The organism is Rhodococcus sp. SMB37, from assembly GCF_004345605.1.
GTDB lineage: Bacteria > Actinomycetota > Actinomycetes > Mycobacteriales > Mycobacteriaceae > Rhodococcus.
Genome location: NZ_SLVY01000001.1, coordinates 371097 through 389092 on the forward strand (window position 1 = coordinate 371097; position 17996 = coordinate 389092).

Genomic DNA, 17996 nt, shown 5'->3' on the forward strand with positions numbered 1-17996 from the left:
AACCATCGACTACTGTACCGCTGTTTTGCCCGAAATCCCGCATCCCGCCTTCACCTGCCTGTCGGAGACTCGCCCGCGTCCTCGACCTCGACCGGTGCGGCGTCGCTCCGGATGTCGATTCGCCATCCCGTCAGGCGCGCTGCGAGACGCGCGTTTTGCCCTTCTTTGCCGATCGCGAGCGACAACTGGAAGTCGGGGACGACCACCCGTGCAGCACGCGCGTCCGGGTCCACCACCGTGACGGACACCACCTTCGACGGCGACAGTGCATTGCCGACGAACTTCGCGGGATCCTCGTCGAAGTCGATGATGTCGATCTTCTCTTCACCGAGTTCGCGCATCACATTGCGCACCCGCTGCCCCATCGGCCCGATGCACGCGCCCTTCGCGTTGAGCCCGGGCACGAGCGAGTGCACAGCGATCTTCGAACGGTGGCCGGACTCCCGCGCGACCGCGACGATCTCGACGGACTCGTCGGCGATCTCGGGCACCTCGAGTGCGAACAGCTTGCGAACCAGGTTCGGGTGCGTGCGCGACAGTGTGATCTGAGGTCCGCGCTGGCCGCGCGAGACGCCCACGACGTAGCACTTGATGCGGTCGCCGTGTTCGTAGCTCTCCCCCGGAACCTGCTCGGCCGGCGGGATCAGCCCTTCGGTGGCACTGGCGTCGCCCCCGATCTTGACGACCACCATGCCGCGGGCGTTGGCACGGGAGTCGCGCTGGACGACGCCGCTGACGATCTCACCCTCGTGGGTGGAGAACTCACCGAACCGCTGCTCGTGTTCCGCGTCGCGGATCCGCTGCATGATCACCTGGCGGGCGGTGGTCGCAGCGATGCGCCCGAAGTTCTCGGGGGTGTCGTCCCATTCGGCGATGACGTTGCCGTCCTCGTCGCGTTCCTCGGCGAGCACCTGGATCGCTCCGGTCTTGACGTCGACCACGACCCGCGCGTGCGGCTGATGTCCGTCGACATGCCGGTAGGCCGTGAGCAGTGCCGTCTCGAGCGTCTCGATGAGCTCGTCGAACGGAATGTTCTTCTCCGACTCCAGCATCCGCAGAGCCGCAATTTCGATATTCACTTGTCCATCCTCGGTTCGTTGCTTTCGGTGCCGTCGTCCACCGTGTTCGCGTCGTCGTCGCTTGCGTCCTCGCCCACCGCGTTCTCGTCGATCTCGCCGGCCTGCACACGCCCGTCCGGCAGTCCTCCGGCGAGTTCCAACTCCCGCGCATTCGGGGGCGAGAACTCGATCTCGACCACCGCCTTGCGCACGTCGGACAGCGGTAAGGACCGGACGAAAGGACCCTGTTTGTCGGACGCCACCACACGTATGGTGTCGCCGACGAGCTCTCCGATCCGAGCGACGAACGTCTCGTCGGCGGTTTCGATCAGAGCCTTGCGACCCTGAGCCCGCCGCCAATGCCGATCGAGCGTGAGCGGTCTGCCGATGCCCGGACTCGTCACTTCGAGGACGTACGGGGACTCCCCGAAATCGGAGACGGAATCGAACGCTTCGGATACCAGACGGCTCAGGCGGGCCGCCTCGTCGAGTCCGAGACCTGCGTCACTGTCGACCATCAGACGAACGGTGCTGTGCTTTCCGGCGGCGGTCACGACCACGTCCTCGAGGTCGTAGCCCTCGTTGTCGAGAAGATCCGTGACGAGCTCGACGATCCTCTCCGGGGGTGGCACAGGCATGGTGAGCGGGCTCCTCGTTCAGTTGTGATCGCAGCGGACACCGGCCGGGACGGACGCTCCGGCAGATATCCAGCCTAACGTGCAACTCGCCGCGCCGTGACCAGGCCGGGGTCGTTGTCCGTCACACACGACTGGCAAGATGGTCCGGTGCCGATGCCAGTGACGCGATCCGCGATGTCCCGACGAACCCTGTTGCGATGGTGCTCGGCTGCGGCGGGAGGAGTCTCGGTCGCTGCTGTCACCGGATGCGGAATCTCGGACGAAGAGCCCGAACCCGACCCACTGCTCGCACAGGCCGCGCGCGCCCGCACCGATGCGTCGACCGCGACGACCCTGGTTGCACTCGCTCCCGACCTCGCGGAACCGCTCACCACGATCAGCTCCGAACGCACAGCACACGCCGACGCGCTCGAAGCCGAGATCGCGCGCGCGGCAGGCGCCACGACGAGTTACACCCCTCCCTCGGCGACGACCACGACCGCTGCGGCCGGTGAAACTCCGACCGTCGACCTGCTGCGCGAGCGCCTGACCCAGTCGCAGCGCAGCGCGGCCGACGTCGGCCGCACCCTGCAGGGGTTCCGCGCGGGCGTGCTCGCCTCCATCAGCGCCGCGTGCGCCGTCCAGACGGCGGTGTTGCTGCCGTGACATCACCCGAGCTCGGTCCCGAACAGCAGTCCCTCGTCGATGCCCTCGAAGCCGAACACTCCGCTGTGTTCGGGTACGGCGTCGTGTCCGCATTCGCGGATCCGGCGCGCGCCGACGACGTGGCGGCCCACACCGCGGCGCATCGTGCGCGCCGCGACGCCACGATCGACGCGCTGATCACCGTCGGTGTCGAACCACCTGTCGCGGCACCCGGATACACAGTGCCGTTCCCTGTCGTCGACCCGGCGAGCGCCGCACAACTCGCGCTGCAGATCGAGACCGATACCGCGGTCGCATGGCGCTCGGTGGCCGAGCGAGCACGGAGCGAATCGACGCGGGCGACCGCGATCGAGGCGCTCACCGACACCGCGGTGCGGGCCGCGCAGTGGCGGATCCACCTCGGTATCGTTCCACCGACGGTGCCGTTCCCCGGTCGGTCCTGAGAACCCACCCGTGGTCGACGCGTCGGCGCAATAGACTGCGGGTGCGCGACCGTCCGTACAGAGACATGGGAGCACACCATGAAATCAGTCGATCCATACCTGAATTTCAACGGCAATACCGAAGAAGTATTCACCTTCTACCAATCCGTTTTCGGCGGGGAACTGCAGCTGGCACGTTTCAGCGACATGGACACCGGCGACATGGACCTGACCGAGGAACAGAAGAACGGCGTCGCGCACGTCGCGCTTCCGTTGGGCAAGAGCATGCTCATGGGATCCGATGTCCCCGAAGCGATGGGTACCGTCACCGCCGGAACGAATTTCGCGATCTCGATCGACGCAGAGAGCGCCGACGAGGCCGATCGGATGTTCGCCGGGCTGTCCGATGGCGGTGAGGTGTCCATGCCACTGGGGAAGGTGGAATGGGCCGAGCGCTTCGGCATGTGCACCGACAAGTACGGCGTGCAGTGGATGATCGGCTACACCGGGGACGTGGTGTTCGGCGCACCCTGATCATTCGGTGCACTGTCGGTCAGTGCCCGGGTAGTACGCACGCGGTGTCCAACCCGAGCACGTGATTGAGCCGGCCGAACGCCAGCCACGATCCGATGCTCATCGACAACTCGACGATCTCGGCGTCGGAGTACTCGGACTTCATCCGAACCCAGAACGCGTCGTCGAGACCGTGGTGATCGAGCGCGTATCGCTCGGCGTACTCGGTGGCCAGTCTTGTTCGCTCGTCGAAGTGCTCGGTGGTGCGCCAGTTCTCGACGTCTCGGTCGAAACCGGGCTCTACTTTGATGCCGTCCCGCTCGGTGCGCCAGTCCTGGCAGAACACACAGCCGTTGATCTGCGCGATCCGCAGCCGCGCGGCTTCGAACGCGCGCAGGTCGATGGTCGAGTGCTCGTACACGGAAAGCGAGAACTGGGAAGCGGGGATCCCGATCCCGGGGACCATCTCGGCCCAGACATAGCCGATCGGGTCCTTGTCCTCGGGGATGTCGATGATCATGCGGGGGCTCCTTCCGCGGCGCTGAGTTTGCCGGCAGCTGGGCGCAGCGGAACTTCGAGCGCGTCGTAGAGGCCCGGTTCGTGCTCGACGAGCCAGTCGATCGCGCCGACGAGCCGACCCACCGCCGTCGCATTCCCGCCTGCCGCTCGGCTCCCTCCTTCATCCTCCTTCATCGTCGGCCTCGATACTGGCTTCGATCCGAGGGCGTCCCTCGATGATCACCCGGTGTGCGCCCGCACCGCCGTCGGGTGGGGTCGGCCAGTCCGGCGCGCAACCCGGGTGGATGCGGGTGACGTGTTCGATGACGATTCGGGGCTGCCCGCCGACGATGCCCTGCAGCTCGAATCGCACCGCGCCCTGTGTGCCCGCCTCGAAGTCACCCATCGTCGCAGTGGTGATGGTGTTGTCGAGGGCCCGCCGGTCGCAGACCTCGCGGATCTCATCGAGTTCCACGCCGAGGCCTCGCGCCATCAACCGCACCTGTCCGCCCCACACCATCGTCGGGATCGACGGCGCGAGCATCGGAGGTTCGTAGTCCATCGGCTGCCCCATCCCGACGAGGTACCGCACCGAGTCGGGCTGGTCGTAGGTCGAGTAATCGAAGATCTCCTGGCAGCGGATGCCGTCGACCGTCGTGCCGAGTCCGCTGAGCAGCAACGGCAGCACGTCGTTGCCCCACCCGGGGTCGATGCCCGACACGAACAGCGACCCACCTGCCTCTTCTATCGCCGCCAGGACCGGTTCTCTCATCTCGGGCGGTGCACTGCGGTGGTCGTACAGCGGGAACAGCGCGGGTGTGACGACGACGGCACCGGTGCGCAGTGCACGGAGGATATCGGCGAATGCGTCGTCGGGGCGGATCTCTCCGGTCGCCGCGTACACGATGGCGGCGGGGTCCTCGGACAGCACGGCGTCGATATCTGCTCTCGCCCTGATACCGATCTCACGGCCGAGATCGCCCAGGTCCCCGGCGTCGCGCCCGACCTTGTCCGGATTGTGGACAAGAACCGCTGCGAGGTCGAGTGCGGGGTGAGCATCGACGGCGCGAATTGCCGCGCGCCCGACATTTCCTGTGCCCCAGACAACCGTGGAGATCATGGCTGCGCACATTACGACAATGGAACAGGTTCTCGTGGCGGATCAGGACAATTCGGAGAGAACCTGTCCGGCAGCGCCCGTCAGTGGACGACCAGCGCCATCGCGAAACCATCCCAGTTCTTCGCCCCCACCGTCTGCAGTGCAGTGGCGTCGAGGCGAGGTTCGGACGCGAACAACGCAAGGACATCCCGAGACGCACGGACCCGTTCGTCATCTTCGTCCGGATCGGATATCGCACCGCCGCGGACGATGTTGTCGACGATGATGACGCTGCCCGGGCGGGTGAGTCGCAGGGCCTCGTGCACGTAGTTGGAGTTGTTCTCCTTGTCCGCGTCGATGAACACCAGATCGAACGGGCCTTCGAGGTGCGGCAACGAGTCCAGGGCGGGGCTGACGCGGATGTCGACGACACCGCCGACGCCGGCGCGGTCCAGATTTGCGCGGGCGACCTCGGCGTGGCGGGGCTCGAATTCGAGTGTGACCACCCGTCCTTCGTCGCCGACGGCCCGTGCGAGCCAGATCGTGCTGTATCCGCCGAGCGTGCCGATCTCGAGGACCGTCCGTGCGCCCATCGCGCGTGCGAGCAGGTGCAGGAACTTCCCCTGCATGCGTGAGACGTCGATGGCGGGCAGACCGGCCTCGGCGTTCTCGGTGAGTGCGGACTCGCTGGCTCGATCGTTGCCGATGAGGAGGTCGGAGAGGTAGGTGTCGGTACGTTCCCAGTCGGCAGTCATGGACACAGTGTCCCCCGTCACCGCCTCATCGGCAGCCGTCGGTCGTTTCAGCGGCGGGTCGCTGCGAGAACCTCGTTCACCGCGTCACCGACCGGAACCTCGCGGGCCTCTCCAGTGAAGCGGTCTCGCAGTTCGACATGACCGTCGGCGAAACCGCGGCCGACGACGACGACGAGCGGCATTCCGAGCAGTTCGGAGTCCTTGAACTTCACACCCGGGGATGCCTTGCGGTCGTCGAAGAGCAGGTCGACGCCGGCGTCGGACAGTTCCTGCGCGAGGGCCTCGGCGCCCGCGCGGGCCTGCTCGTCCTTGTTGGCGATCACGAGGTGCACGTCGAACGGCGCGATCTCGGCGGGCCAGCGCAGGCCCTTGTCGTCGTGTTGCTGCTCGGCGACCACGGCGACGAGGCGTGAGACACCCACGCCGTAGGAGCCCATGGTGGGACGCACAGGCTTGCCGTTCTCGCCGAGGACGTTCACCTCGAACGCATCGGTGTACTTGCGACCGAGCTGGAACACGTGGCCGATCTCGATGCCGCGGGCGGACACGAGCGGACCTGCGCCGTCGGGCGACGGGTCGCCGTCGCGCACCTCGGCCGCCTCGATCGTGCCGTCCGGGACGAAGTCGCGGCCGGCGACAAGTCCGAACACGTGCTTGCCGTGCTGGTCGGCGCCGGTGATCCACGAGCTGCCGTCGACCACCCGCGGGTCGACGAGGTAGCGCACACCGTTGGCGAGCAATGCCTTGGGCCCGATGTACCCCTTGGCAAGGAACGGGTTGGCTGCGAAGTCGGCTTCGTCGAGCAGCGCGAATTCGGCCGGCTCGAGCGAAGCTTCGAGGCGCTTCTCGTCGACGTCACGGTCGCCGGGCACACCGATACCGAGGAGTTCCCACTCGCCACCGGGCTGCCGGACCTTCACGAGGATGTTCTTGAGCGTCTCCGAGGCGTCGACCTTGCGGCCGAGGATCTGTGAAGACGCTGCGACGAGGGTGTCGATCGTGGGAGTGTCGGGGGTGTCGTGGACAACCGCCTCCGGCTGACCCTCGATCGGGATGGGTGCCGGGGCCAATGTCTTCACGGCCTCGACGTTGGCGGCGTACCCGGATTCGAGGCACCGTACGTAGGTGTCCTCACCCGCGGGCGACTCGGCAAGGAACTCCTCCGAGGCGCTGCCGCCCATCGCACCGGACGTCGCCGACACGATCACGTACTCGACGCCGAGGCGCGCGAAGATCCGCTCGTAGGCGTCGCGGTGTGCGCGGTACGACTCTGCGAGGCCCTCGTCGGTGAGGTCGAAGCTGTAGGAGTCCTTCATCGTGAACTCGCGGCCCCGCAGGATCCCAGCGCGCGGCCGCTCCTCATCGCGGTACTTGGTCTGGATCTGGTAGAGCGTGACAGGGAAATCCTTGTACGAGTTGTATTCGCCCTTGACGGTGAGCGCGAACATCTCCTCGTGGGTGGGCCCGAGCAGGTAGTCGCCGCCCTTGCGATCCTGGAGACGGAACAGCCCGGGGCCGTACTCGGTCCAGCGGTTCGTCGTTTCGTAGGGGTCGCGCGGGAGCAGTGCAGGCAGGGAGATCTCCTGCGCGCCGATACCGTTCATCTCCTCGCGGACGACCCGCTCCACCTCACGCAGCACCTTCAGGCCCAGTGGCAGCCACGAGTACACGCCCGGCGCGATGCGGCGCACGTAGCCGGCGCGGACGAGCAGCTTGTGGCTGGCAACCTCGGCGTCTGCCGGGTCGTCGCGAAGCGTGCGGAGGAACAGGTGCGACATGCGGGTGATCACGATCGGTCAGCCTACCTCGCGACCCGATCCACCCGATCGGTACGGTTGTCGTTTGTGCTGGTACTTCTTCCCCCTTCCGAGACGAAGTCCGACGGCGGCGACGGCGCCCCACTCGATCTCGGGGACCTGTCGATGCCGCAACTGACCGAGACACGCGAACTACTCGTGCAGGCCCTCGTCGATCTCGCCGCAGATCCGGACGCGTCGTGCCGGGCCCTCGGATTGGGTGCCACGCAATTCGACGAGGTCGAACGGAACGCGAAACTGTGGGTCTCCCCGACCCGGCCGGCGCTCTTGCGCTACACGGGAGTCTTGTTCGACGCGCTCGATGCCGCGTCCTTCACCAAGCCTCAACGCGACAAGGCCTACCGGCGACTGGGCATCGGGTCGGCGCTGTTCGGTGCGGTCCGTGCCGCCGACCCGGTTCCCGCGTACCGGCTGTCAGGCGGATCGAAGCTGCCCGGTTTCGGGACGCTCGCGGCGCTGTGGCGCCCGGAGCTGTCCGACGCGATCGTGACGGAGGCGAACGGTGATCTCGTCGTCGACCTGCGCTCGGGTGTCTATCAGCAGCTCGGTCCAGTGCCCGGCTCGGTGACCGCCACGGTGCTCACCGAGCAGCCCGACGGCACCCGCAAGGTGGTCAGCCACTTCAACAAGCACCACAAGGGCCTGCTTGCGAGAGCGCTGGTGCTCACACGCGCCGAGCCGACCGACCTCGAGGGTGTGGCTCGGGTCGCGTCGAAAGCGGGACTGCGAGTCGAGGTCGAATCGCCGACCGAGCTGATCGTCCTGACGTGAATCGAAACCGGCCCCGCCGTGGGCGAGGCCGGTCCGGTATTCGGAACCTCAGATGGTCTGGACCGACTTCTCGGCTTCCTGTGCCTGCGCAACCTGTTCGGGTGTGAACCGGATGAACAACGCCGAGATACCCGCAATCACCGCACATACCGCGCAGCCCACGAGCGCGAACATGTAGCCCGCGCCCTGTGCGGCGAGCTGGGCCTCTGTCATGTCGGCCACCGCGCCGGACGTACCACCGAGCGACAGCGTCTTCGACGTCGCCATCGCTCCGATGATGCCGAGTCCCACGGGCCCGCCGAGCGTCTGAGCGACCTGCGCGATCGCCGACAGTGGACCGATCTCGTGCGACCCCACCCCGGCAATCGCGCACAAGGGCAGCGGGACCACGGCGAGTCCGACGCCGAACCCGACGACGAGTACCAACACGAACAGGGTGGGGAGGTAACGGACGGTGCCATCCATCGTCGACCCGTACAGCAGGCTCGCGGTCATGATGACGGTGCCGGTGACAATCAGCCAGCGCGGCTCGATGCGCGCCACGAGCTTCGAGGACGCGGCAGCCGCAGCACCGAGACCGAACGCGAAAGGCACGAACGCGAGACCCGCCTGCAGCGGGGTGTAGCCGAGGACGTCCTGTACGAACAGTGCAACGAACGCAGCGAGGCTGAACATCACCGCGCCCGCGAAGAAGATCGACACGAACACCGCGACGCGGTCCTTGTTGCGGAACAGGACGAACGGCAGCAGTGGATTCTCGGCGCGACGCTCGACCAGCAGGAAGACTCCGAGCAGCACGACCCCGGCAACGAGCGCCCCGATTACTGCGGGACTCCCCCAACCCAGTTCGGGCCCCTCCGTCAGCGCGAAAACCAGACCGGTGCATCCGAGAGTCGCGAGAATTGCACCGGGTACGTCGAGCGCGAGCCGCTCGGCTGCGGTCTCTCGTAGCGCGACCACCGCGAGACCCACGATGAGCGCCCCGATGGGCACGTTGATCAGGAAGATCCATCGCCACGACACCTGGGTGAGCGCCCCGCCGAGGATCAGACCTGCAATGGACCCGACCCCCGTCATCGCGGCGAACACTGCAATCGCCCGGTTGCGGGCGGGTCCCGCCGCGAAGGTCGTCGCCACGAGAGCAAGGGCAGTGGGCGACGCGACGGCCGCGCCCACGCCCTGCAGGGCACGCGCACCGATGAGCATCGCCTCGTTGTTCGCGAGACCGCACAGCAGTGATGCAACGGTGAAGAGCCCGACACCTGCGATGAACATCTTCTTGCGGCCGTAGCTGTCGCCGAGGCGCCCGCCGAGCAGCATCAGGCCGCCGAAGGCCAGCGCGTACGACGTGAGGACCCAGTTACGGCCCGCGTCGGAGAGTTCGAGTTCGCTCTGCAACGGCGCGAGAGCGAGGTTCGCAACGGTGCCGTCGAGCACAACCATGAGCTGCAGCCCACTCAGGACCAGAGTCGCCATGGCGACCGCGCGTGCCGTCAGCTGCTTCGATGTCTCGGTCACGTCACACACCTTCCGCGGTGAAACCCGCGACGGGGCCGATGACGATGATCGCGGGCGGACGAATGCCTTCATCGCGTACGCGGGTGGCAACGGTGGCGAGGTCGGCACGCAACACTCGCTGACTGCGCAGCGTTCCCTCCTGCACGACGGCTACCGGGGTGTCCGCGGGGCGTCCACCAGTGAGCAGGGCGTCGGCGAACTGTTCGATACGCGCCACCGCCATCAGCAGCACGAGCGTGCCCCGAAGCTTCGCGAGCGCACCCCAGTCGGTCAACGAATCCGGATGGTCGGGAGCGACGTGGCCGCTGACCACTACGAACTCGTGGGTCACCCCGCGGTGAGTGACGGGGATTCCGGCGGCCGACGGCACCGAGATCGCACTGGTGATGCCCGGCACCACCGTCACCGGCACGCCGGCCTCGGCACAGGCTTCGAGTTCTTCGAAGCCACGTCCGAATACGTACGGATCGCCGCCCTTGAGCCGGACGACGAACTTCCCGGCGTTGGCGCGGTCGACGAGGGTCTCGTTGATGACCTGCTGCGCCATCGCCCTGCCGTAGGGCAGTTTCGCGGCGTCGATCACCTCGACGTGGGGGGCGAGTTCGGCGAGCAGCGGCTGCGGCGCCAGATGGTCGGCTACCACGACATCGGCCTGCGAAAGCAGGCGACGTCCTCGGACGGTGATCAGGTCCGGGTCGCCCGGTCCGCCACCGACCAGTGCGACACCGACCGGCTTGTTGCCGGTGTCGGAGATCCCGGAGGCATCCGAACCTGCCAGTGCATCGCGGATCGAGCTGCGGACGGAGGCCGAGCGCCGATGGTCCCCACCTGCCAGCACACCGACGGTCAGACCGTCGTGCTGTGCCGTCGCGGGGGTGACCGCACTTCCCTCTCGCGCGTTGTCGGCGCGCACGCAGAACACCCTGCGCCGTTCGGCTTCCGACACGATCGCGGCATTGGTGTCGGCTTCGTCGGTGCATGCCATCGCGTACCACGCGCCGTCGAGATCACCCTCGACGTAGTCACGGAGTTCGAGGGTGATCTGTCCTCTCGCGGCCATGCTCTCGATCACCGGCGTCGCTGCGCGCGCCACCACGTGGATGTCCGCGCCCGAGGAGGCAAGCAATCCGAGGCGACGCTGCGCGACGGACCCGCCTCCCACCACAACGACGCGGCGCCCGGACAGATTCAGGCCGACGAGGTAATTCGTCTCGCCGACGCTCTCGGTTGGCACCCGGTGGTCCCCACTTTCCGATCCGATGTGAGTACAGGCCGGTCCGCTCCCCACTGGGCGCGAACCGGCCTGCGACGACTTGTGTGACTGTCAGACTGCCGGAGCTGTCAGACTGCTGCGGCCTCGACAGGTGCGGTCGGCACAGGATCCGACGCGACGTCGAGCTCGAGCGTCTTGGTGCTCCAATTCCACACCTGCTCGAACAACGCGGGATTCTCGGACAGTTTGATGCCCAGCGACGGAACCATCTCCTTCAGCTTCGGCTGCCATCCTGCCCACTGCTGCGGGAAGCACCGCTCGAGTACGTCGAGCATTGCGGGGACAGCGGTGGACGCTCCAGGCGACGCACCGAGGAGGCCTGCGATCGTTCCGTCGGCGGCGTTGACCACTGCAGTACCGAACTCGAGGACACCGCCCGCGCCCTTACGACGGATGACCTGGACACGCTGACCGGCGACGATCAGCTCCCAATCCTCGAGACGAGCCTCGGGGGCGAACTCGGACAGCGTCACGATGCGGTCGGCGGGCGACTGGCTCAGCTCACTGACCAGGTACTTGACGAGGCCGAGTTCCGTCATTCCCACCCCGAGCATCGACATCAGGTTGTTCGGCTTGACCGACTTGGGCAGGTCCATCACGCCGCCCTGCTTGAGGAACTTCGGCGACCAACCGGCGTACGGACCGAAGAGCAGGCCCTGCTCACCGTTGATCACGCGGGTGTCGAGGTGGGGCACCGACATCGGAGGTGCACCGACAGCGGCCTTACCGTAGACCTTGGCGCTGTGCCGAGCGATGACCTCGGGGTTGGTGCAGCGCAGGAACGCACCCGAGACGGGGAACCCGCCGAAGCCCTTGGCCTCGGCGATACCCGACTTCTGAAGCAGGTGCAGTGCACCGCCGCCTGCACCGACGAACACGAACTTGGCGTGAACCTTGCGGGACTCACCGGTACGACGATTGCGGACCTTGACGATCCAGCTGCCGTCGGATTGCTTGGAGAGGTTGGTGACCTCATGGCCGAAGAACACCGTGCCGCCGGACGCGGCGACGTTGTTGACGAGCTGCTTGGTGAGCGCACCGAAGTCGACGTCGGTGCCGGTTTCGGTCCAGTTCAGCGCGACCGGGTCGGAGAAGTCGCGGCCCTCGGCCATCAGCGGCAGGCGCTCGGAGAACCATTCGGGGCTCTCGGAGTACTCCATGTCGGCGAAGAGCGGGTGTCCGGCAAGGGCGTCGTAGCGGGCGCGCAGGTACTTCACGTTGTCGGCGCCGTGCACGAAGCTGACATGCGGAATCGGGTTGATGAAGTTCTTCGGATCCGACAGGATTCCCTTGTCGATCGCGTAGGCCCAGAACTGGCGCGATACCTGGAACTGCTCGTTGACGTTGATCGCCTTGGTGATGTCGACCGAGCCGTCGGGCTTCGCGGGGGTGTAGTTGAGCTCACACAGGGCGGAATGTCCGGTGCCCGCGTTGTTCCACGGGTCGCTGCTCTCCGCGGCGGCGGCGTCGAGCCGCTCGAACGCCGTGATGGACCACTCCGGCTGCAGCTGGCGCAGCAGCGCTCCGAGGGTCGCGCTCATAATGCCCGCGCCTACGAGCACTACATCGGTCTTCGCCTCTACGTTCTCTGACACTGGGAAATCGACTTCCTTGTCTGTTCGCACGCGCCGCCGCGGTGGTGGTCCGCCCGCGTGAGTGTCCCGTACACGGACATGGACGCTCTCGTACACCGAGATCACCACGATCGTGCCGACTGCGACGAACAGGTTACCCGGATGTTGACCGGCGTTTCACTTCACCCAATTGTGTACCCACTTCCGTCTACCGCAGTCACCAATACAGTGTGATAGTGACAACTTGGCAGCCCGACATCCTCGGCGACGGATACCAGCAGCTCAGTCTACCTCTGGGCACCGACCCGGACGGGGAAGGACAGATCAGCGCGACGCTCGTCCGGTATCAGCCGGACGAAGCCGATCTCCCCGATCGCGCGGTCCTCTACGTCCACGGTTTCACCGACTACTTCTTCCAACAGCACCTGGCCGAGCACTTCGCCGCGCAGGGCTACCGATTCTATGCGCTGGACCTGCGTAAATGCGGTCGATCACTGAGGCCTGAGCACACCCCCCACTTCGTCACCGACCTGAAATTCTACGATTCCGAACTCGACCGGGCGTTGCGCCTCGTGCGCGACGAGGTGCGCGGGGGTGTCCTGCTCGCCGCCCATTCGACCGGCGGTCTCGTGCTCCCGCTGTGGCTCGACCGCCTTCAGCGACGCCCCGGCGGCGCCCGCGGAGCGGGTGTGACAGGTCTGATCCTGAACAGCCCGTGGTTCGACCTGCAGGGGCCCTCCTATCTGCGCAATGTCGGCACGGCCGCGATCGATCTCATCGGCCGGCTCCGCCCCAAGGACGCGGTCCCCGGCCCGAAGCTCGAGACCTACGGGGCGAGCCTGCAGCAGGGCGGCTGGACCTACGACCTCGACTGGAAACCGCTGACGGGATTCCCGATCAGGTTCGGCTGGATCCGCGCGGTCCGGCACGGACATGCGCAGCTGCACCGCGGGCTCGATATCGGAGTACCGTCGCTCATCCTGCGTTCGGGGAAGAGCGGTTCGGCGCCCGCATACGACCCCGAGATCGATACCGTCGATGCCGTCCTCGATGTCCGGCAGATCGCCCGGTGGGCGGGGTGCCTCGGCAACCGGACGACGATCGTGCCCATCGACGGCGCTCGGCACGATGTGTTCCTTTCCACACCGCTGCCGCTGAGTGAGGCGTTCCGGGAATTGGACCTGTGGCTGGAATGGTTGGACGGTCACAGGACCGGCGACGAGACCGCCGGCGCCCGGGCGGATGACGCCCGGCCACGAACCACGGGAGAGCATGCGTGACCCACTACGACCTCGCGATCATCGGCACCGGATCGGGTAATTCACTCATCGACGAACGCTACGACGACAAGCGCGTCGCGCTCCTGGAAGAGGGCACCTTCGGGGGTACCTGCCTCAACGTCGGGTGCATCCCGACCAAGATGTACGTATATGCAGCCGAGGTCGCACGCACGATCCGAACCGCGGGCAAGTACGGTGTCGACGCTTCGATCGACGGTGTGCGCTGGAACGACATCGTCGACCGAGTGTTCGGACGAATCGACCCGATCGCAGCGGGCGGCGAACGCTACCGCCGCGAAGACTGCGACAACGTGACCGTGTATGGCGGGCATGCCCGGTTCGTCGGTGAGCGCAGGATCGACACAGGCACAGGCGAGACCATCACAGCCGACCAGGTGGTCGTGGCCGCAGGCTCACGTGCGAGTGTCCCCCGCAGCGTTGTGGCCAGCGGCGTGCGCTATTACACGAGCGACGACATCATGCGTCTGCCGAAGCTTCCCGAATCGTTGGTGATTCTCGGAACCGGATTCATCGCCATGGAGTTCGCGCATGTGTTCTCTGCGCTGGGCACCAGGGTGTCGGTGATCGCGCGCAGCGGCTCGCTGCTGCGCCACCTCGACACCGAGGTCTCGGAGCGATTCACGTCGCTGGCGTGCGAGAAGTGGGACGTGCATCTGACCGATCCGGCCCGCCGATTCCGGCCCGTCGGCGACGGCGTCGAAGTGGAACTCGAGAACGGCACCGTCGTCTCCGGTGATGCACTGTTGGTCGCGACCGGTCGCGAGCCCAACGGCGACCTGCTCGACGTAGCGAAGGCGGGGATCGAGCTGGACGACGAGGGTCGCATCGTCGTCGACGAGTTCCAGCGCACCACCGCGCGCGGCGTCTTCGCGCTCGGTGACGTGTCGTCGTCGTACCAGCTCAAGCACGTAGCGAACCACGAGGCTCGCGTCGTGCAGTACAACCTGCTCCACGACGCGTGGAGCAGCGACACATCCGAGCTGCGGCGGTCCGATCACCGTTTCGTGCCTGCGGCGGTCTTCACCGATCCGCAGATCGCGACCGTCGGGTTGACGGAGGAGCAGGCCCGCGCCGCCGGGTACGACATCTCGGTCAAAGTCCAGAACTACGGCGACGTCGCCTACGGCTGGGCGATGGAGGACACCGAGGGCTTCTGCAAGCTGATCGCCGATAGGTCCACCGGCCTGCTGCTCGGTGCGCACATCATCGGGGCACAGGCGTCGACCGTGATCCAGCCGCTGATCCAGGCGATGAGCTTCGGTCTGGCAGCAAAGGAAATGGCCACCGGCCAGTACTGGATCCATCCGGCACTACCCGAGGTCGTCGAGAACGCGCTGCTCGGTCTCTGACCCGATCGGTGAACGGCACCTCCCGGATCGTCGGATCCGGGAGGTGCCGTCGTTCGTCTACCAGCTTCCGGTGCGGAGCGCGATCGCCGACGCGAAGTCGGCCGGTGCGTGCGCCGGGATGTTCTCGACACCGTCGAGTTCGACCACGCGGAATTCACCGGTGACGTAGCGCATCGAGCCATCGGCCTCCGCGCGCCGCGCGGCGCTCCCGATCACGATGGTGGTGGGGACCTCCGCGGCCGGCGCCGAAGCGTCACGCACGGTGCCGTCGATGTCCGCGACGGCCGGATGCCCACGTTCGGCGACCACGAGACTCGCGAACCGCCCGAATCGTCCTGCCGCAACCGCCCACGCGAGTTCTGCGCCGGCTCCGCTGCCCACGAGATGCACCCACGGCAGCGTCAGGTCATCGAGTATCGCGAACACATCGGCCGGACCGAGACCGTCGATGTCGTCGACGACGACCGTGCGGAGATCCGAATTGTGCAGCCGCTCGCACACGACGTCGTATACGTCTGCAGACTCCCCTGCGTCGGGAAGCAGCAGAACCGTATGCCGACTGTCGGGCCCCCCGACATACACCCGAACACTCCCCCCTGGGGCGCTCACCGTCCTGGTTTCCATGCGCGCAAACGCTACACGCCGGGCCATCCCGCCTCGGGTATTGCACCCCGCCCGTCGCGGTTCTATGGTTAATTACATGAGTAATGAACCGACGAACACCACGTCGATCTCATGTTGACCGACGGCGGACAGCCTCTCTTCCGTCAGATCGCGGAACTCGTGGAGAACTCGATCATCGACGGCTCACTCTGCGAAGAAGAGCAAGCGCCGTCGACGAACGAGCTCGCGGCGTTCCACCGCATCAATCCGGCCACTGCAGCCAAGGGGCTGAATGCCCTGGTCACCGACGGAATTCTCTACAAGAAACGGGGAATCGGCATGTTCGTCAGCACCGGCGCCCGCGACACACTCAGGGTGCGTCGCCGTGAACGGTTCGCGCTCCAGTACATCGCGCCACTCCTCCGCGAAGCGGACAAGCTCGGGGTCACGACCGAAGAACTCAAAGCGATGCTCGACAACTGGGAGGCCTGATGCCCGCCACACCCGCACCTCCACTCGTCCGCGCAAGAGGGCTACGGCAGCAGTTCGGCGCCTTCACCGCACTCGACGACGTGGATTTCGAACTACAGGACCACACCATCTACGGACTGCTCGGCCGCAACGGCGCTGGGAAGACCACCCTGATGCAGATCCTCACCGGGCAAACACTCCCGAGCTCCGGGCGGATCGAGGTCTTAGGAACCGACCCGTACGAGAGCGCCGCAATCATGCAGCAGATGTGCTTCGTCGCGGACACCCAGCGCTATCCCGACTCCGTCTGTGTCCGGCACGTCCTCAGTTCCGCGGAACTACTCGTCCCCCGGTGGGACAGCGACTACGCGCACCACCTCGTCGAGAAGTTCGCGCTGCCCGAGAACCGCCGGGTCAAGAAGCTGTCGCGCGGTATGACGTCTGCGCTGGGAATCGTGGTCGGATTGGCCTCGCGGGCACCGCTGACCGTCTTCGACGAGCCCTACCTCGGCCTCGACGCCGTCGCACGGAAGATGTTCTACGACGAACTGATCGCCGACTACGCGGAGCATCCGCGCACGATCGTCCTGTCGACACACCTCATCGACGAGGTCGCCGACCTTCTCGAACATGTACTCGTGCTCGACCGCGGCCGACTGGTCCTCGACGTCGACACCGACACCGCACGCGCCAGCGCCGCGGTGGCCGAGGGCCCGGCCGCCGACGTCGCCCGAGTCGTCGGCAGCCACACCGTGCTCCACCACGAGAGCCTCGGGAACACCGTCCGCACAACCTTCCTCAGCGGGACCGACGGTATCGACGAGACCGACCGGCCGGCCGGCGTGAGCATCCACGCCGTGTCGCTGCAGGACCTCGTCGTACATCTCCACACTGACCCAGCGGCCGGGTCGCACGCGCGCATCAGGACTGCATCGACAACACAGGAGGCTCCGCTGTGACCGCCGCGCTCGCCCTACCCGCTCCCGTCACCACCGGAGCAGCACGCGTGTGGTCCGTCGCACGCATCCAGACGGTCGCGTGGCCCCTGCTGATCGCCTGGCCCGCCGGGATACTCGCCACTGCGTTCGCGATCCCGTGGGTCATCTTCGCCCTGGTCACGACCGACCAGCAGTACAACGTCACCGGTAGTGTGCTCTCGCTCTACGGATTCGTCGTCGCCTTCTACCTACTGTCGATGACGCAGATGTTCCCGTTCTCGCTGCGGTTGGGCAGCACTCGCGCACATTTCATGTCGTCGATCGTGTTGATCGGACTTGTCCAATCGTTCGTGTTCGCGGCGGTCCTCCAGGCGCTCTCGGTGGTCGAGGAAGCGACGGACGGCTGGGGCGTACGGATGCGCATGTTCGGCGTACTCCGGTTCCTGACCGACAGCGCCCTGATCCAGTTCACCGGCTACTTCGCCACCTTGACACTCGTCGTCGGGCTGTCCGTACTCGCCGGCGTGATCCACCACCGCTGGCGCGCAATGGGGCTGCTGACCGCAGGCACCGCCATCATCGTGGCCGGCGGGCTCGCATCGATCCTGCTGACGTGGACGCAGTCGTGGTCGTGCCTGTGGTCGTGGTTCGCCGACACACCCCGCGTGGTGACCCTCGTGTTGCTACCGATCGCGATCGCGGCAGTGTGTACTGCCACAGCGTGGCGAATCCTGCATCGATCGGCACCCTGAT

18 protein-coding genes and 1 pseudogene are annotated in these 17996 nt (G+C 66.5%); 9 read left to right on the plus strand and 10 right to left on the minus strand.

Annotation, left to right across the window (positions count from 1 at the left end; translation table 11 throughout):
- Positions 1-50: 50 nt before the first annotated feature.
- Together nusA and rimP are read right to left on the minus strand one after the other, a co-directional pair.
- Positions 51-1079, minus strand: coding sequence for a transcription termination factor NusA (gene nusA, locus EV641_RS01800; protein WP_054720053.1), 1029 nt, complete (start codon positions 1077-1079; stop codon positions 51-53).
- Positions 1076-1696 (minus strand): ribosome maturation factor RimP, encoded by a 621-nt coding sequence (gene rimP, locus EV641_RS01805; RefSeq protein ID WP_132470438.1) that lies wholly within the window; start codon positions 1694-1696, stop codon positions 1076-1078. The genes nusA and rimP overlap by 4 nt, the downstream gene beginning before the upstream one ends.
- Before the next feature lie 174 nt (positions 1697-1870).
- Here rimP and EV641_RS01810 point away from each other — a divergent pair, with 174 nt between their 5' ends.
- From EV641_RS01810 to EV641_RS01820, 3 genes are all read left to right on the plus strand, one after another.
- A complete protein-coding gene (locus EV641_RS01810) occupies positions 1871-2341 on the plus strand; it encodes a hypothetical protein (protein WP_241996743.1) in 471 nt (156 codons plus the stop codon).
- Positions 2338-2784, plus strand: a complete 447-nt coding sequence (locus EV641_RS01815) for a ferritin-like domain-containing protein (RefSeq protein ID WP_132470442.1) — start codon at positions 2338-2340, stop codon at positions 2782-2784. The genes EV641_RS01810 and EV641_RS01815 overlap by 4 nt, the downstream gene beginning before the upstream one ends.
- 78 nt (positions 2785-2862) lie before the next feature.
- Positions 2863-3297 (plus strand): VOC family protein, encoded by a 435-nt coding sequence (locus EV641_RS01820; RefSeq protein WP_054719527.1) that lies wholly within the window; start codon positions 2863-2865, stop codon positions 3295-3297.
- 19 nt (positions 3298-3316) lie between these two features.
- Here EV641_RS01820 and EV641_RS01825 read toward each other — a convergent pair whose 3' ends face one another.
- From EV641_RS01825 to EV641_RS01840, 4 genes and pseudogenes are all read right to left on the minus strand, one after another.
- Positions 3317-3796, minus strand: coding sequence for a carboxymuconolactone decarboxylase family protein (locus EV641_RS01825; RefSeq protein ID WP_054719524.1), 480 nt, complete (start codon positions 3794-3796; stop codon positions 3317-3319).
- Positions 3793-4894: pseudogene (locus tag EV641_RS01830) on the minus strand (dihydrodipicolinate reductase). Before EV641_RS01830 ends, EV641_RS01825 begins: the two are co-directional and overlap by 4 nt.
- An 80-nt stretch (positions 4895-4974) precedes the next feature.
- Positions 4975-5628 (minus strand): O-methyltransferase, encoded by a 654-nt coding sequence (locus EV641_RS01835; RefSeq protein WP_132470444.1) that lies wholly within the window; start codon positions 5626-5628, stop codon positions 4975-4977.
- Positions 5629-5675: 47 nt separating this feature from the next.
- Positions 5676-7418: a proline--tRNA ligase gene (locus EV641_RS01840; RefSeq protein ID WP_132470446.1), complete on the minus strand. Its 1743-nt coding sequence runs from the start codon at positions 7416-7418 to the stop codon at positions 5676-5678.
- A gap of 54 nt (positions 7419-7472) precedes the next feature.
- On the opposite strand from EV641_RS01840, the gene yaaA reads away from it, so the two are divergent.
- The gene (gene yaaA, locus EV641_RS01845; RefSeq protein WP_054715773.1) at positions 7473-8216 is read left to right on the plus strand and encodes a peroxide stress protein YaaA; all 744 of its coding nucleotides are present in this window, start codon (positions 7473-7475) and stop codon (positions 8214-8216) included.
- Positions 8217-8264: 48 nt separating this feature from the next.
- Here the strand turns inward: yaaA and EV641_RS01850 are convergent, their stop codons facing one another.
- The 3 genes from EV641_RS01850 to mqo form a co-directional block, all read right to left on the minus strand.
- Positions 8265-9692 carry an MFS transporter gene (locus EV641_RS01850; RefSeq protein ID WP_132470770.1) on the minus strand — a complete coding sequence of 476 codons (1428 nt, stop codon included), beginning with the start codon at positions 9690-9692 and terminating at the stop codon, positions 8265-8267.
- Positions 9693-9735: 43 nt separating this feature from the next.
- Entirely contained in the window at positions 9736-10968 is a 1233-nt protein-coding gene (cobA, locus tag EV641_RS01855) for a uroporphyrinogen-III C-methyltransferase (RefSeq protein ID WP_054715776.1), read from the minus strand.
- Between the two features lie 107 nt (positions 10969-11075).
- The gene (gene mqo / locus EV641_RS01860; protein WP_132470448.1) at positions 11076-12602 is read right to left on the minus strand and encodes a malate dehydrogenase (quinone); all 1527 of its coding nucleotides are present in this window, start codon (positions 12600-12602) and stop codon (positions 11076-11078) included.
- 215 nt (positions 12603-12817) lie between these two features.
- On the opposite strand from mqo, the gene EV641_RS01865 reads away from it, so the two are divergent.
- Together EV641_RS01865 and mtr are read left to right on the plus strand one after the other, a co-directional pair.
- On the plus strand, positions 12818-13861 hold the full coding sequence (locus EV641_RS01865; protein ID WP_132470450.1) for an alpha/beta hydrolase: 1044 nt from the start codon (positions 12818-12820) through the stop codon (positions 13859-13861).
- The gene (mtr, locus tag EV641_RS01870) at positions 13858-15231 is read left to right on the plus strand and encodes a mycothione reductase (RefSeq protein WP_132470452.1); all 1374 of its coding nucleotides are present in this window, start codon (positions 13858-13860) and stop codon (positions 15229-15231) included. The genes EV641_RS01865 and mtr overlap by 4 nt, the downstream gene beginning before the upstream one ends.
- Before the next feature lie 57 nt (positions 15232-15288).
- Here mtr and EV641_RS01875 read toward each other — a convergent pair whose 3' ends face one another.
- Positions 15289-15840 carry an alpha/beta hydrolase gene (locus EV641_RS01875; RefSeq protein WP_132470771.1) on the minus strand — a complete coding sequence of 184 codons (552 nt, stop codon included), beginning with the start codon at positions 15838-15840 and terminating at the stop codon, positions 15289-15291.
- A 129-nt stretch (positions 15841-15969) separates the two neighbouring features.
- On the opposite strand from EV641_RS01875, the gene EV641_RS01880 reads away from it, so the two are divergent.
- The 3 genes from EV641_RS01880 to EV641_RS01890 are packed head-to-tail and all read left to right on the plus strand — an operon-like array spanning position 15970 to position 17995.
- The gene (locus EV641_RS01880) at positions 15970-16326 is read left to right on the plus strand and encodes a GntR family transcriptional regulator (protein WP_199233119.1); all 357 of its coding nucleotides are present in this window, start codon (positions 15970-15972) and stop codon (positions 16324-16326) included.
- A complete protein-coding gene (locus EV641_RS01885) occupies positions 16326-17264 on the plus strand; it encodes an ABC transporter ATP-binding protein (RefSeq protein ID WP_132470457.1) in 939 nt (312 codons plus the stop codon). Before EV641_RS01880 ends, EV641_RS01885 begins: the two co-directional genes overlap by 1 nt.
- Complete coding sequence (locus EV641_RS01890; RefSeq protein ID WP_132470460.1) at positions 17261-17995, plus strand: hypothetical protein; 735 nt, start codon at positions 17261-17263, stop codon at positions 17993-17995. The genes EV641_RS01885 and EV641_RS01890 overlap by 4 nt, the downstream gene beginning before the upstream one ends.
- Position 17996 lies beyond the last annotated feature (1 nt).